The 12642-nt window shown below is 73.3% G+C and carries 16 protein-coding genes; 4 read left to right on the forward strand and 12 right to left on the reverse strand.

Going from position 1 to position 12642, the window contains the following annotated elements; translation table 11 throughout:
- Nucleotides 1–27: 27 nt before the first annotated feature.
- On the reverse strand, nucleotides 28–690 hold the full coding sequence (locus ACIQGQ_RS22210; RefSeq protein ID WP_402398529.1) for an endonuclease V: 663 nt from the start codon (nucleotides 688–690) through the stop codon (nucleotides 28–30).
- Nucleotides 691–1210: 520 nt separating this feature from the next.
- Here ACIQGQ_RS22210 and ACIQGQ_RS22215 point away from each other — a divergent pair.
- Nucleotides 1211–1696, forward strand: a complete 486-nt coding sequence (locus tag ACIQGQ_RS22215; protein ID WP_402398360.1) for a hypothetical protein — start codon at nucleotides 1211–1213, stop codon at nucleotides 1694–1696.
- Nucleotides 1697–1726: 30 nt separating this feature from the next.
- Here the strand turns inward: ACIQGQ_RS22215 and ACIQGQ_RS22220 are convergent, their stop codons facing one another.
- On the reverse strand, nucleotides 1727–2266 hold the full coding sequence (locus tag ACIQGQ_RS22220) for a hypothetical protein (protein WP_402398361.1): 540 nt from the start codon (nucleotides 2264–2266) through the stop codon (nucleotides 1727–1729).
- A gap of 121 nt (nucleotides 2267–2387) precedes the next feature.
- Here ACIQGQ_RS22220 and ACIQGQ_RS22225 point away from each other — a divergent pair, with 121 nt between their 5' ends.
- Nucleotides 2388–2687 carry a YciI family protein gene (locus ACIQGQ_RS22225; protein WP_402398362.1) on the forward strand — a complete coding sequence of 100 codons (300 nt, stop codon included), beginning with the start codon at nucleotides 2388–2390 and terminating at the stop codon, nucleotides 2685–2687.
- A gap of 57 nt (nucleotides 2688–2744) precedes the next feature.
- Here the strand turns inward: ACIQGQ_RS22225 and ACIQGQ_RS22230 are convergent, their stop codons facing one another.
- Entirely contained in the window at nucleotides 2745–3845 is a 1101-nt protein-coding gene (locus ACIQGQ_RS22230) for a WD40/YVTN/BNR-like repeat-containing protein (RefSeq protein ID WP_402398363.1), read from the reverse strand.
- A gap of 174 nt (nucleotides 3846–4019) precedes the next feature.
- Between ACIQGQ_RS22230 and ACIQGQ_RS22235 the strand changes: the two genes are divergently transcribed.
- A complete protein-coding gene (locus ACIQGQ_RS22235; RefSeq protein WP_402398364.1) occupies nucleotides 4020–4436 on the forward strand; it encodes an SsgA family sporulation/cell division regulator in 417 nt (138 codons plus the stop codon).
- A gap of 226 nt (nucleotides 4437–4662) precedes the next feature.
- On the forward strand, nucleotides 4663–5637 hold the full coding sequence (locus ACIQGQ_RS22240) for an acyl-ACP desaturase (RefSeq protein WP_366298219.1): 975 nt from the start codon (nucleotides 4663–4665) through the stop codon (nucleotides 5635–5637).
- Between the two features lie 54 nt (nucleotides 5638–5691).
- Here ACIQGQ_RS22240 and ACIQGQ_RS22245 read toward each other — a convergent pair whose 3' ends face one another.
- From ACIQGQ_RS22245 to ACIQGQ_RS22285, 9 genes are all read right to left on the reverse strand, one after another.
- Nucleotides 5692–6192: a tetratricopeptide repeat protein gene (locus ACIQGQ_RS22245; RefSeq protein WP_402398365.1), complete on the reverse strand. Its 501-nt coding sequence runs from the start codon at nucleotides 6190–6192 to the stop codon at nucleotides 5692–5694.
- Nucleotides 6193–6254: 62 nt separating this feature from the next.
- Nucleotides 6255–6503 (reverse strand): WhiB family transcriptional regulator, encoded by a 249-nt coding sequence (locus ACIQGQ_RS22250; protein ID WP_352274724.1) that lies wholly within the window; start codon nucleotides 6501–6503, stop codon nucleotides 6255–6257.
- Nucleotides 6504–6707: 204 nt separating this feature from the next.
- Nucleotides 6708–7781, reverse strand: a complete 1074-nt coding sequence (locus ACIQGQ_RS22255) for an LLM class flavin-dependent oxidoreductase (RefSeq protein WP_402398366.1) — start codon at nucleotides 7779–7781, stop codon at nucleotides 6708–6710.
- A 4-nt stretch (nucleotides 7782–7785) separates the two neighbouring features.
- On the reverse strand, nucleotides 7786–8673 hold the full coding sequence (locus tag ACIQGQ_RS22260; RefSeq protein ID WP_402398367.1) for an ABC transporter substrate-binding protein: 888 nt from the start codon (nucleotides 8671–8673) through the stop codon (nucleotides 7786–7788).
- On the reverse strand, nucleotides 8674–9438 hold the full coding sequence (locus ACIQGQ_RS22265) for an ABC transporter ATP-binding protein (protein ID WP_402398368.1): 765 nt from the start codon (nucleotides 9436–9438) through the stop codon (nucleotides 8674–8676).
- Nucleotides 9435–10265 carry an ABC transporter permease gene (locus tag ACIQGQ_RS22270; RefSeq protein ID WP_402398369.1) on the reverse strand — a complete coding sequence of 277 codons (831 nt, stop codon included), beginning with the start codon at nucleotides 10263–10265 and terminating at the stop codon, nucleotides 9435–9437. Before ACIQGQ_RS22270 ends, ACIQGQ_RS22265 begins: the two co-directional genes overlap by 4 nt.
- Nucleotides 10262–11272 (reverse strand): NrtA/SsuA/CpmA family ABC transporter substrate-binding protein, encoded by a 1011-nt coding sequence (locus ACIQGQ_RS22275; protein ID WP_402398370.1) that lies wholly within the window; start codon nucleotides 11270–11272, stop codon nucleotides 10262–10264. Before ACIQGQ_RS22275 ends, ACIQGQ_RS22270 begins: the two co-directional genes overlap by 4 nt.
- Entirely contained in the window at nucleotides 11269–12291 is a 1023-nt protein-coding gene (locus ACIQGQ_RS22280) for an ABC transporter substrate-binding protein (protein WP_402398371.1), read from the reverse strand. The genes ACIQGQ_RS22275 and ACIQGQ_RS22280 overlap by 4 nt, the downstream gene beginning before the upstream one ends.
- A 170-nt stretch (nucleotides 12292–12461) precedes the next feature.
- On the reverse strand, nucleotides 12462–12572 hold the full coding sequence (locus tag ACIQGQ_RS22285; RefSeq protein WP_366298210.1) for a putative leader peptide: 111 nt from the start codon (nucleotides 12570–12572) through the stop codon (nucleotides 12462–12464).
- Nucleotides 12573–12642: the final 70 nt, after the last annotated feature.

The following is a 12642-nucleotide window of genomic DNA, read 5'->3' on the forward strand; positions in this document are numbered from 1 at the left end:
ATCGTCGAAGGGTATCCGCGGGGGTGCTCAGGCGGTCGCTTCCTTCAGGACCCGGCGGCAGAGCGCGTCGGCCCTGCGGGTGGTCTCCGGCTGCCGGAAGCCGCGGGCCAGGAGCAGCGTGTGGGCGCAGGCGTTGTCGAGGCCGGTGCGGTGGCCCACCGAGACGAAGACGGGCTTGACGCCGTCCTGGGTACGCAGTGCCGCGCCCACCTCCTCCTCGCCGTCGAGCAGCGGTGACCGGTCGCCCCGGCGCGGACCCGGCTGCTCGTAGGTGAAGGTGAACGGGTTCTTGGCGACGCCGATCACCGGGAGGCCGGTGAGCACCCCGAGATGACTGGCGAGCCCGAAGCTGCGGGGGTGCGCCCGGCCGTATCCGTCGCAGATCACGAGCCCGGGGTCGACCGGCAGCGCTTCGAGGGCGGCCAGCACGGTCGGGATCTCCCGGAAGGCCAGGAGGCCGGGCACGTACGGGAAGGTGACCCGGCCGGTGGCGGTGGCCTCGGCGACCACCTCGGCCGTCGCGGCGTCGAGGACGACCGCCGCGGCGACGACGAGATCGCGCTCGTCGTCGTAGGCCACGTCGACGCCGGTGACCCGCCCGGTGCCGGGCGGCGGCCCCGGCTCGTCGAGCACCACCCGGGCCCGCAGCGTCTCCTGGACGGCACGGGCTTCGGTCTCGTCGGCGGGCATCGAGAACTTTGTCATGGTGCTGGCGAGTCTAAGGGCTGTCCCGTAATCCCTGGCGGGCGTGCGGCGTCAGTCACGGCACCTCGCCGCGTTGTCGGAACGCCCGAATACATCCAGTATTCGGGCGTCCCTCCGCCTTGCGATGCACCGCGTCTGACGCCGCACGCTGATCCACCAGGGATTACGGGACAGCCCTTAGGACGTCACCTTCTTCGATGGGTCCGCGGCAACGGGGGAGGAAGTGGACGGCGCTGCGCGTTCATGGCGGTGGTGGAGACGGCGGGAGCCGACCGGACACCGCACCGACGCTCACCTCGGAGGTCCCCCGGATCCGGAACTTGTGCCGGGAGGTACAGCTGGCATGCTTCGTGGCCGATGGCACGGGAGAGGGAGGGGCCGGATGCACGACCGAGTACCTGACGGCGACGAATACGAGGACGACTTCGAGGACCGGGACGGGGACAGGGACGGCGACGGGGCCGGGCCTGCCGGGGCGTCAGGGCGATGGCGCTCCTGCTTCCTCGTGACCGTGCTGGCGGTCGTGCTCGTGGCCGGTGGCGTGACCCGGCTCTTCTGGGACGATCTGATGTATCCCTTCGGTGACCCCCGTGCCTGCGACGGCAGCGACGTGGCCCTGCCGGCAGCGATCAAGGCGGGCGGTGCGTTGCTGCCGCGGGACGCCACCGACGTCCGGTACTACACCCACGAAGGCAAGGCCGTCGTCTCCTTCGTCAGTGACCAGGTCCCGGACTACCTTGTGCGGACCGGATCGATTCCCGATACGGATTCGCTGTTCGCCGACGAGAGCGTCGTCAAGTACGGCATGGCCCCCGGGGACACGGAACTGCCCAAGGGGTTGTGCGGGGCGGGCTTGCGGGCACCGGCCTGGTACGGCGGCGCGCCGTCGGCCGAAACGATCCTCGTCGAACGCTCGCCACTCGGTTCCGAGACACTGCGGAGTCCGGCGCGGGTGCAGGTGACGTTCCTCTACACCGATCCGGCCCCCTGAGCGGAGGCGGTCCGACCGCTGGAGGGCCGGTCAGGGCAGGAGCCGGCGGATTGCGGTCCAGGTGACGAGTCGCTCACGGACCGGGCCGGGTGCCAGGTGGCCGACCAGGCTTTCCAGATGGGCCGTCAGGCTCTTGTGCCACCGCAGCTCGCGGATCTGCCCGGTGGGAAGGTCGCGCCGGCCCTCCGCGAGAGCAGCGGCCCGTAAGGGCGTGAAGGTCAGTGCGTCGAGCGTGTCGGACGCCAGCGCCTCGGGACTCCAGTCGGGGTCCGTGTCGTCGGGACCCAGCAGGTCGATCACCCACATCCGGAGCGTGAAGTCCTGCTGAGCCACGCGCGCGGGGTTTCCCTCGGCGTGGTCGAGCATGCGTCGGTTCGCGAGCAGCGACAGCTTCGCCCACTGGCGACGGGATTCTGGCGGACGGTCGGCGTTGTGGGCCTGTCCCTGCGCGACGACGCGTGCCGTCTCGAGTTGCCGGCCACCGGCGCCATGGACGAACGTCCGGAGCTGGTCGAGCGTCCATGTGCTCGGATCGCGGCCCGGCTGTTCTCCATGCTCGTCGCCGGTCAAGGTCCCCGCTCCCTGGTCGTGGGCGTGCCGAGGCCGATGGTGGCCGTCCGGGACCGCCTGTTGATCCGGGCGGCCCCCGGGCGGTGTCCGGGGGCCGTTCTCCGGCCCGTAGCCTGGCGGCATGTTCGTACTGGAATTGACCTACACCGCGCCCGTCGAGCGCGTCGACGCGCTGCTCGCGGACCATGTCACCTGGCTGGACGCGCAGTACGCGACCGGGGTGTTCATCGCCTCGGGGCGCAAGAATCCGCGTGACGGCGGGATCATCCTGGCCGTCGGCGACGACCGGGCAGCGATCGAGGAGATCGTCGCGGCGGACCCGTTCACGGTGCACGGGGTGTGCGCGTACACGGTCACGGAGTTCATCGCGACGAAGACGGCCGCCGAACTCGCCCCGTACCGGCAGCAGTTGCCGGGGTAGTGGGGAACCTCCCCGGGGCGGTCCGGAGCCCGTCCCGAGGAGGTGTGCCGTACGTGGTCAGCGTCCGGCGTGGGCCACGCGGCCCTGTTCGCCGGCCGCCCAGCAGCCGCCGTCCGCCGTGCAGTCGACGGTGTCGTACGAGCCGGTGTCGACGGTGCGCCAGGTGCGGCCGCCGTCCGTGGTGAGGTCGGTGCCGGTCGGGCCGACCGCGAGCGCGCCGGATCCGCCGTGCGGCAGCCAGGCGACGCCGGAGCGGTAGGCGGTCGGCGGGGTGGCGGACTGCCGCCAGGTGCGGCCTCCGTCGCCGCTCACCGCCGCGGCCCGGGGCGAGGGCCCGCCGGCCCGGTAGTCGCCGCCGACCGCGATGCCGTGGTGGCGGTCGCGGAAGGCGAGGCCGAAGACGCCCCGGGCCGGGTCCCCGGCCGGGATCGTCGCCCCGGTCGCGGTCCAGGTCAGCCCCCGGTCGGCGGAGTGCAGCACCCGCGCGGTGGCGGCGCCGCCGGTCGCCAGCCAGACGTCCCGGGGGCCCGAGGAGACCAGGCACTGGCCACTGGCGGCGAACGCCGCTTCTCCGGGCTGTGCGGCCGGCATGCCCGCGGCGGGCAGCACCCGCCAGCTGCGGCCGCCGTCCCCGGTCGAGAGGATGCGGTACTTCCCGTCCACCGGATCGCTCATCGCCAGACCGTTCCGGCTGTCGAAGAAGGTGAGGCAGTCGTAGAAGGCGCGGGCGTCGGTGTTGCGGAACGATTCCGTCCAGGTCGCGCCGCCGTCCTCGGTGCGCAGCACCCGGGACGCCTCGCCCTCGCCGATGGCCAGGGCCACCGCGCGGCGGGCGTCGAACGCCTCGATGTCACGGAACTCCAGCGCCTCCTGGGCGGCCCCGGCCGGTGACACGTCGCGCCAGTGCCGGCCGCCGTCGACGGTGCGCAGCACCGTGCCCTTGGACCCGGCGACCCAGGCGGTGCGGCGGTCGACGGCTGCCAGGCCCCGGAACCGCGCGTCGGTGCCGGTGTCGGTGAGCGTCCACACCGGGCGCTCACCGGGCCGGTCCCGGTCGTGCGGCGTCGCCGCTCCCGCCGGTGCGGCCGCGGCCGCGACCAGCGCCGCCGCGCAGAGCCCCCAGGACATCAGTCGTCTCGTCTTCCCCTTGACCCTCATGGCGGTGGAAGCTAGCCCACTCGTTCGCGCCGCGTCCAGGGGTCGCCGCGCCCGGACGCACCGCCGCGACGTGCGGTGACGCAGTTCACCTCGGCGCCGGATGCACGGATGGGCGGAAACCGCCGTCTCCATCAGCGGCGGGAACCGTTCGTCCCGCAGAGAGGGGAGCCGGTCGTGTCCACCGTCATCCAGCAGTCCGTGCAGGCCCGCATGGTCGCGTCCGCGCCGCGGATGGAGACCCTTCCCGCCAGGCTCCAGTACGACCCGGCCGACCCGTTCACCGTACGGATGGCGTTCCCCGCGTCCGCGACCCTGGAGGGCACCGAGGTCGTCTGGGAGTTCTCCCGCGAGCTGCTGGCCGCGGGGATGGAGGCACCGGCCGGCGTCGGGGACGTACGCGTCGCGCCGTTCGGCTACGACCGTACGGTCCTGGAGTTCCACGCCGTCGAGGGGGTCGCGATGGTGCACGTCCGCACGGCGGAGCTGCGGTGCTTCCTGGCACGCTCGCAGGAGCGGGTTCCGGCCGGTGACGAGCACCGCTTCCTCGACCTCGACCAGGGGCTGACCGCGCTGCTCGGCGGCGCCTGCTGAACCCCGGCCCGCGGCGGATCCCGACGACGCCGACGGGCCTCCGGCCGGACCCCCGCGGGCGTGTGCCCGGCGGGGGTCCGGCGCATCCGAAGCGGAAAATCCCCACATAACATCAGATAACAGGTCGATGAACACGGCGGCTTGGCGGTGGGCTTACCCCCGCCTTAACCTACGGTCTCGTAACCTACGTATCCGTAGGTACTTCTCCCGTCCCCAGGAGTCCCCCGTGACGATCACCGCTCCCCACCTCGGCAGCCCGAAGGCGTGGACCGACGCCCAGCTGCTGTACGCCTTGGAAGAGGTGGTGGAGAAGGAGCTCAACCGCCATCTGAAGGTCGCCCGGGACTGGATGCCCCACGAGTACGTGCCGTTCTCCGACGGGCGGAACTTCCCCGGCGTCTTCGAGGACGGCGAGGCGTGGCGGCCCGACCAGTCCAAGGTCACCGACATCGGCAAGATCGCGCTGGTGGTGAACCTGCTGACCGAGGACAACCTGCCCAGCTACCACCACGAGATCGCCTCGCTCTTCGGCCGCGACGGCGCCTGGGGCACCTGGGTGCACCGCTGGACGGCGGAGGAGGGCAGGCACGGCATCGTGATGCGCGACTACCTGCTCACCTCGCGGGCGGTCGACCCGGACAAGCTGGAGCAGTTCCGGATGGCGCACATGGCGGAGGGCTTCGAGTCGGACAACCGGCACTCGATGCTGCACTCGGTGGCCTACGTGGCGTTCCAGGAGCTGGCCACCCGGGTCTCGCACCGCAACACCGGCCACCAGTCGGGCGACCCGGTCTGCGACCGCATGCTGGCGCGGATCGCGACCGACGAGAACCTGCACATGGTCTTCTACCGCAACCTCCTCGGCGCGGCCTTCGAGCTGGCCCCGGACCTGACGATGCAGGCCGTGCGCGACGTCGTCGTGAACTTCCGGATGCCCGGTCACGGCATGCCCGGCTTCGAGCGGGCCGCCGCGCAGATGGCGATCGGCGAGATCTACAACATGCGCATCCACCACGACGACGTGATCCAGCCGGTGCTGCGCTACCTGAAGATCCTCTCCATCGACGGCCTGGGTCCGGAGGGGCTCAAGGCGCAGGAGGAGCTGGGGCTGTTCATGGGCGGTCTGGACCACGAGGCGTCGAAGTTCGACGAGAAGCTGGCGGCCCGCAAGGCCCGGATGGCGGCGCGCGGCCGCGCCTGACGGCCGGCGGCCCGAGGGCGGCGGGGCGGACCGTCCGGCCCCGCCGCCCGGCGTTCACACCGTCGCGCGCAGGTCCTGGGCGTAGTACGTGATCGCCTCGTGGTACTCGCGCACCGACGGGTCCGTGCTGCCGGACGCGAGCAGTTCCAGCAGCAGCCGCATCGCCTCGTGGTGCTCGCCGGTGTTGAAGAGCGCCATCGCGAGGAAGGTGCGCAGCGCCCCGTCCCCGGGGAACTCCTCCGCGCCCTCGCGCAGGGTCCCGACCGCTTTCCCGTACTGCCCGAGGACCCGGTAGGTGCTGCCCAGTCCGAGCAGCGCGCCCCGGCGGTCCTCCTCGGTCAGTCCGGGCGCGGCCAGGGCGCGTTCGTAGAAGGGCACGGCCTCGGCCTCCAGGCCGAGTACATCGTGGGCCCAGGCGGTCTGGTAGGCGATCGTCGCGTCGTCGGGGAAGGCGGAGCAGAGGGCGAGCAGCCGCTGCCGGGCCTCCTCGCGGTGGCCCTCCGCGCGCAGGGCCACGGCCGCCGCGAGCAGAGTGTCCCGGTCGTTGTCGTTCATCCCGGTATCCTCCCAGGTCCCGTGCGTCCGGCCTGATCCGGGCGGGACCTTCGGGAGGGCACTCAGGCGCGGCGCGTTCTGCGCAGCCGCTCCCGCTCCTTCTCGGAGAGCCCGCCCCACACGCCGAAGCGCTCGTCGTTGGCGAGGGCGTACTCCAGGCAGGCCACCCGCCCCTCGCAGGCGCCGCAGAGCTGCTTGGCCTCACGGGTGGAGCTGCCGGGGGCGGGGAAGAAGAACTCGGGGCCGGCCTGGGCGCACAGCGCGGTCTCCTGCCAGGCGAGCGCGGGGTCGGTCGCGGTGTTGATCAGCATGGGACCACCATGCCCGGCCGCGATAAACGACTGATCAACGCGCCATCAATGCGGCGCGCCGACGACTTCCGGCCAGCTCTTGGACTACCCGGGCGACGGGGCCGGGAAACCCGGATGCCGGGGAGGGCGCGGCGCTCCCCCGCGCCCTCCCCGGCCGCGCCCTCCCCGGCCGCACCCTGACCGCCGGCGCCCTCCCCGTCCGGGTCAGCGGTGGACGCCGAGTGCCGGGAGCACCGTCTCCGCCACCCGGTACGCCTCCTCCAGCAGCGGGTTCCCCGAGAGGATGAAGGTGTCGACGCCCAGGTCCCGGAACTCCGTCAGCCGCTCCACGACCTGGGCCGTGGAGCCGACGACGGCGGTGCCGGGCCCTGGCCGGAACAGGCTCATGCCCGGCCACAGGTTGGGGTACGTCTCCAGCTCCCTGGCCCGGGCGGGAACCCTGCCGCCGTGCTGGCGGAACTGGCGCTGCCAGCCCACCCCGTCCTCGCCCGCCCCGGCCCCGAGCTGCCGGGCGTAGGTCGCCGCGCTCGTCACGTCGAGGAGCCGGTCGGCCGCCGCCCAGGCCTCGGCCTCGGTGTCGCGGACGATCAGGTGGAGGCGGAGCCCGATCCTGAGCGTGCGGCCGTGCGCGGCGGCCCGCGCCCTGACCCGGTCGAGCTTCTCCTTCAGCAGGTGCGGGGGCTCGCCCCAGGTGAGGAAGACGTCGACGTGCTGGGCGGCCATCTCGATGCCGGGGTCGGAGGAGCCGCCGAACCAGAGCGGTACGTGCGACTCCTGGACCGGTTTCAGCTCGCCGAAGGAGGCCCCGGCGTTCTTCAGGTCGTAGAAGCGGCCCTTGTGGTCGAAGACCTCGCCGGCGGTGAGCCGTTTGACGATCGACCAGTACTCGGCGCTCAGCTCGTACCGTTCGTCGTGCTCCACATGGAGCCCGTACTCCTGGAGGGACTTCGTCGAGCCGTTGACGACGTTGAAGCGGAGCCGGCCGCCGAAGAGGTGGTCGAAGCTGAGGGCCATCTTGGAGAGCAGGGTGGGCGAGATCAGGCCGGGGTGGACGGCCAGCAGCGGTTTGAACCGGGTGCTGGTGGAGGCGGCCAGCGCGCTGCCCAGCGGCCAGACGTCGTACAGGTCGGTGGCGAGGAGTGCCCCGCTGTAGCCGAGGCGTTCGACGGTGCCGGCGAGGTGGGCGAGGTAGCCGTGGTCGATGGGGCGCCTGCCTTCGGGCTCCCAGGGGTAGGCGCCCTCGCGCGGGATGATGTACCAGAGGACTTCGGTCGTCATGGCGTCACGCCGCCCGGTCCGCGCGGGCCCCGGCCAGGGCGTGTGCGACGGTGACGGCGTTCTCGACGACGCCGGTGCGGTGGAAGATGTCGGCGGCCTCCTGCTGCTCGGCGAGGAAGGCGTCGGTGACCGGTTCGATCCGCCACGGCAGGGCGCGCAGCGCGCTCTCCCAGTCGTCGGCCGATCCGCCGAGGTCGGCGGCGGCGATCCCGGCGGCCTGCCGGGGGTGGGCGGCCGCCCACTCGTCGGCCTTCCGCAGGGCCCGGACGAGCGCCTCGACCACCTCGGGGCGGCTCTCGGCGAGGTCCCGGCGGGTGAAGAAGACGGAGCGGTCGGTGATGACGTCGCCGGTGCGGATCAGGGTGCGCAGGCCGCCGGTGCGGCGGGCGGCGGCCAGTTGGGCGCCCTGGGCGACCCAGGCGGCGACGGCGCCGGTGCGCAGGAGTTCCTCGCTGTGCGCGCCGCTGCGGACCGGGGTGATGTCGGTGGCGTAGGAGAGTCCGGCGTCGTCGAGCGCCTTGGCGACGAGGTGGGTCTGCCAGGAGCCGACGGCGAGGTGGACGGTGCTGCCCCTGAGGTCGGCGACGGTGCGTACCGGGGAGTCCTCGGGGACCAGGAGGGCGCCGTGCTCGGGGCGGGGTGCGGAGACGGCGGCGTAGACGATGTCGTGGCCGGCGGCCTGGGCGGTGATGGGCGGGGTGGAGCCGGTGCCGCCGAAGTCGATGACACCTTGGGCGAGGAGTTCGCCGGTGCGGACGCCGTTGGCGTACGGGTGGAAGACGACGCGTTCGCCGAGCGGGGCCAGTTCCTCCTGGGCGAGGCCGAGCCGGGTCAGGTGGTGGAGGTGGTAGAGCGACGGGTTGCTGCTGTGCACTCCGATGGTGATGGTCATTCAGATCACTCCGGCTTCGGTTCGGTCGGGGGTGTCGGGGACATCGGGGGTCTTCGGGAGGGGTGGGCCGGTGCGGACCCCGAGGTCGTCCAGGAGGCGTCGGCGCAGTGCGCCGAAGGCGGGGTCGCCCGGGTCGCGCGGGCGGTCGACGGTGACGGGTTCGTCGGTGACGAGGCGGCCGTCGCGCAGTACGGCGACCCGGTCGGCGAGCCGTACGGCCTCGTCGACGTCGTGGGTGACGAGCAGGACGGCCGGCCGGTGCCTGCGGCACAGCTCCCCCACCAGGTCCTGCATCCGGAGCCGGGTCAGGGCGTCGAGGGCGGCGAACGGCTCGTCGAGCAGGAGCAGTTCGGGTTCGCGCACCAGGGCCCGGGCGAGGGCGACGCGCTGTGCCTCGCCGCCGGAGAGGGTGGCGGGCCAGGCCTCGGCGTGCCGTTCGAGACCGACCTCGGCCAGCGCCCGCAGCCCGTCCCGGGAGCGTCCGCGCGGCAGGGCGACGGTCACATTGGCGAGGACCTTCTTGGAAGGGACGAGCCGGGGTTCCTGGAAAACGATGGTGCGGGCCTCGGGGACCAGGACCTCCCCCTCGTCGGCGGCGTCGAGGGCGCCGAGGATGCGGAGCAGGGTGGTCTTGCCGCTGCCGCTCGCGCCGAGCAGGGCGACGAACTCGCCGCGCGCGATGTCGAGCCGGAGCCCGTCGAGCACGGCGCGGCCGCCGAAGACGCGGCGCACCCCGCTGACGTGTACGGCGGTGGAGTCGGTCATCGGGTGGCCCCCTGACGGGTGCGCCAGGGCATGAGCACGCGTTCCAGGAGCCGTACGGCGATGTCGGCGGCGAGCCCCAGCAGTCCGTAGACGAGGATGCAGACGGCGAGGACGTCGGTGCGGGCGTAGCTCTGGGCCTGGGACATCAGATAGCCGATGCCGGCCGTGGCGTTGATCTCCTCGGCGGCGATCAGGGCGATCACGCTGAGGGTCATGGAGAGCCGCAGCCCGGCCAGGAGCGACGGCAGTGCCCCGGGCAGGACCACTTCGCGGACCAGGGCGAGCCGTCCCATGCCGAAGCTGCGCATGGCCTCGACGAGCTTGGGGTCGGTGTCGCGCACGCCGCCGGACGTCGAGACGTACATCGGGAAGGTGGTGGCCACGGCGATGAGGAGGATCTTGGCGGTCTCGTTGATCCCGAACCAGACCATGAAGAGCGGCACCAGGGAGAGGAAGGGGATGGTGCGCAGGGTCTGGAGGGAGGAGTCGAGGAGTTCGTCGCCGAGCCGGGTGAATCCGGTGGTGATGCCGAGGACCAGTCCGGCGGTGAGGCCGATGAGGAGGCCGGTTCCGGAGCGGGTCAGGGAGGTGGTGAGGGCGTCGGGCAGTTGTCCGTCGGCCCACAGCTCCCGCACCGCGCGCACCACGTCGGCGGGCGAGGCGAGGACGTCGGGGGTGAGGACGCCGGTGGCGGACGCCGTCCACCACAGGACGAGCAGGGCGACCGGGCCGAGGGCCCGGACGGTCGCCGCGCAGCCGCGGCTCCGCGGCCGGTGGCGGGGCGGGCGGGGGCGGACGAGCCCCGGGGGCGGGGCGGTGGCGCTCATGCCGGCTTCTCGATGTCGAGGAGGTGCGGGGTGACGTCGATCCGGCCCTTGGTGACCTTCTGTTCGGCGTAGAAGGCCGCGACGGCCCGGAAGCGCTCGATGTCCTCGGGCCCGATGGGGTCGACCGTGCCGCCCTGGCGGGTGAACCCGGTCTGGACCTCCTTCGCCTTCCCGGTGACGGCGGTCGGCCCGACGTCGGTGAAGACGTTGAGGTACGCGGCCGGGTCCCGCTTCTCCTCGGCGCTGGCCTCGTGCAGATAGCGGTAGAGCGCCCTGACGATCTCGGGATGCTGCTCGGCGAAGCCGGTGCGTACGGCGTTGAGGCTGTAGTTGTCGGAGCCGATCGCGGCGCCGTCGGCGACGAAGTGGGCCTTGCCGCTGCCGATCTCGGCCACGGCGTACGTCGCCCAGACCGCCCAGGCGTCGACCTGCCCGGCGTTGAAGACGGCGGCCGTCTGGTCGGGGCGGAGATAGACCCGCTCGACCCGGTCGGCGGGGATCTTCGCCTTGGCGAGGGCCTTGAGCAGCAGGTACTCGCCGGTGCCGCCCTGGTTGACGGCGACGCGCCTGCCCACCAGGTCCTTGACGGAGGTGATGCCGGAGCCGTTCCTGACCAGGATGCCCTCACCGGCCGCGTCCGGGGCGACGGCGGTGAAGAACTTGAAGCCGGGGCGCTGGGCGAGCGAGGTGATCCCGGAGGTGATGGAGCCGGTGGCGATGTCGAGCTGGCCGGCGTTCATCGCCTGGGCGGCGGGGGCGAAGGGGCCCGCGCTGCCGGTCCAGCGGACCTTGGCGCCGACCTCGGCGAGCGCCCGGTCCAGGCTGCCGTCCTTCTTCCCGAGGGCGAGGACGCCGGAGTTGCCGGGGTCGGGGATGCGGACCTCGACCGTGGGCCGGGCCGCGGAGCCGTCGCCGGAACCGCCGGAGGTGCCGCAGGCGGTGAGGGCGGCCAGTGCGGTGGCGGCGAGGAGGGCGGCGGCCCTCCGGCGGGTGCGGGGGATGTTCACGGGGCGGGGGTCCTCACGGGGTCGGGGCGGGCGGCGGTGGCCGACGCGGTGGCGCGGCGAAGCGGTTCGGGATCGGCCCAGGCGGTGACGTCGACGGGTTCGGGCAGGAATCCGTGGGCGCGCAGGGCGGCCTCCTGTTCGGCGAGCAGGGCCAGCCGGTCCGGGGCGAGGCCGGGGCGCAGGGCGAGGTGGGTGCCCGGCCGGTAGGCCCCGGCCACTCCTTCGGCGCCCGCGCCGGTCTCGGCGCCGAGGATGCGGGCGACCTCGGCGGGCTGTCCGGCGGCCCAGTCGGCGGCCCTGAGCAGGACGGCGAGGAAGCGGTCGACGAGCCCGGGGTGCGCGTCGAGGAGTTCCTGGTGGACGGTGATGGGGCGCGGGGTGCCGTTGTTGACGCGGAAGCGGCCGGGCAGGTCGTCGAGTTCGACGGCGACCTCCGCGCCCGCGCGCCGGGCGGCCTCGACGGCCCGGGCGCCCTTCACGTACACGGCGTCGACCTCGCCCCGGCGCAGCGCCGCCAGTTCGGCCGCCCACTGGCCCCGGTGTCCGGCGGCGGGTACGTCGACGAACGCGGCGTCGTCCGGAGTGAGCCCGGCGGCGGCGAGCGCGCCGTCGAAGCCGCGCAGGGCCATCGCCCGCCAGAAGTCGATGGCGATGGCGTGGACGGGGACGGCGAGCCGCAGCCCCCGCAGGGACTCGGCTCCCCGGATCCCGGAGCCGGGGCGGACGAGGACGGTCTGCCGCTCCTCGATCCAGGTGAGGCCGATGAGCCGGGTCCGTTCGCCGCGTGAACGGGCCCACAGCGCGGGGACGTTGCCGCCCTCGCGGAAGAGGCCGGGCAGGGCGTGGGTGAAGTGGGCGGCCGGGTCGGTGCCGGGGGCGGTGTCCTGGAGGGAGCGCACCGTGATGCCGTCGGGGGCGAACTCCTCGGTGAGCCAGCCGCGGTCGGCGGCGATGCCGGTCGCGGTGGGGACGGGACAGCGGGTGAACCAGAGCGTCGAGGGCAGGACGGCAGGCGTCATGGGATCTTCCCGAGGGGTCGGCGAAGCGGAGGGAGGGGTGCCGGTGGCGCACCGGATCAACTCCGGGGTCCGGTCACCGGGTACGGCGGGCGCCCCGTCGCACCGGAGCACGGCAGGGGGCGACGAGGGCGGGGAGGGCGCGAGGCGCGGGGAGAAGGAGCCGCGGGGTGTCAGCGACAGGCGGCGCTGGCGACCCGTGCCAGGTCGATGTGGCGGCGCAGCGTCAGGGCGAGCGGGACCGGAGCGGCGTGGACACGGTCCGCGGTTCGGCGGTCGGCCATGGCACTGCTCCCTTCCGCTCGTCGGGCTGACGTGCCGAGACTGCCACGCGCCGGGGCGGCCCCACAACTC

The sequence above is a fragment of the Streptomyces sp. NPDC092952 genome (genome assembly GCF_044754785.1).
GTDB lineage: Bacteria > Actinomycetota > Actinomycetes > Streptomycetales > Streptomycetaceae > Streptomyces.

Bases quoted from the DNA above. Each gene is read 5' to 3' on its own strand.
- ACIQGQ_RS22260 (WP_402398367.1), bottom strand. From the start codon at position 8,673: ATGACCATCACCATCGGAGTGCACAGCAGCAACCCGTCGCTCTACCAC.
- ACIQGQ_RS22265 (WP_402398368.1), bottom strand. From the start codon at position 9,438: ATGACCGACTCCACCGCCGTACACGTCAGCGGGGTGCGCCGCGTCTTC.
- ACIQGQ_RS22225 (WP_402398362.1), top strand. From the start codon at position 2,388: ATGTTCGTACTGGAATTGACCTACACCGCGCCCGTCGAGCGCGTCGAC.
- ACIQGQ_RS22280 (WP_402398371.1), bottom strand. From the start codon at position 12,291: ATGACGCCTGCCGTCCTGCCCTCGACGCTCTGGTTCACCCGCTGTCCC.
- ACIQGQ_RS22250 (WP_352274724.1), bottom strand. From the start codon at position 6,503: ATGCTGATCAACACCGCGACCGACCCCGCGCTCGCCTGGCAGGAGACC.
- ACIQGQ_RS22245 (WP_402398365.1), bottom strand. From the start codon at position 6,192: ATGAACGACAACGACCGGGACACTCTGCTCGCGGCGGCCGTGGCCCTG.
- ACIQGQ_RS22285 (WP_366298210.1), bottom strand. From the start codon at position 12,572: ATGGCCGACCGCCGAACCGCGGACCGTGTCCACGCCGCTCCGGTCCCG.
- ACIQGQ_RS22210 (WP_402398529.1), bottom strand. From the start codon at position 690: ATGCCCGCCGACGAGACCGAAGCCCGTGCCGTCCAGGAGACGCTGCGG.
- ACIQGQ_RS22255 (WP_402398366.1), bottom strand. From the start codon at position 7,781: ATGACGACCGAAGTCCTCTGGTACATCATCCCGCGCGAGGGCGCCTAC.
- ACIQGQ_RS22230 (WP_402398363.1), bottom strand. From the start codon at position 3,845: ATGAGGGTCAAGGGGAAGACGAGACGACTGATGTCCTGGGGGCTCTGC.
- ACIQGQ_RS22270 (WP_402398369.1), bottom strand. From the start codon at position 10,265: ATGAGCGCCACCGCCCCGCCCCCGGGGCTCGTCCGCCCCCGCCCGCCC.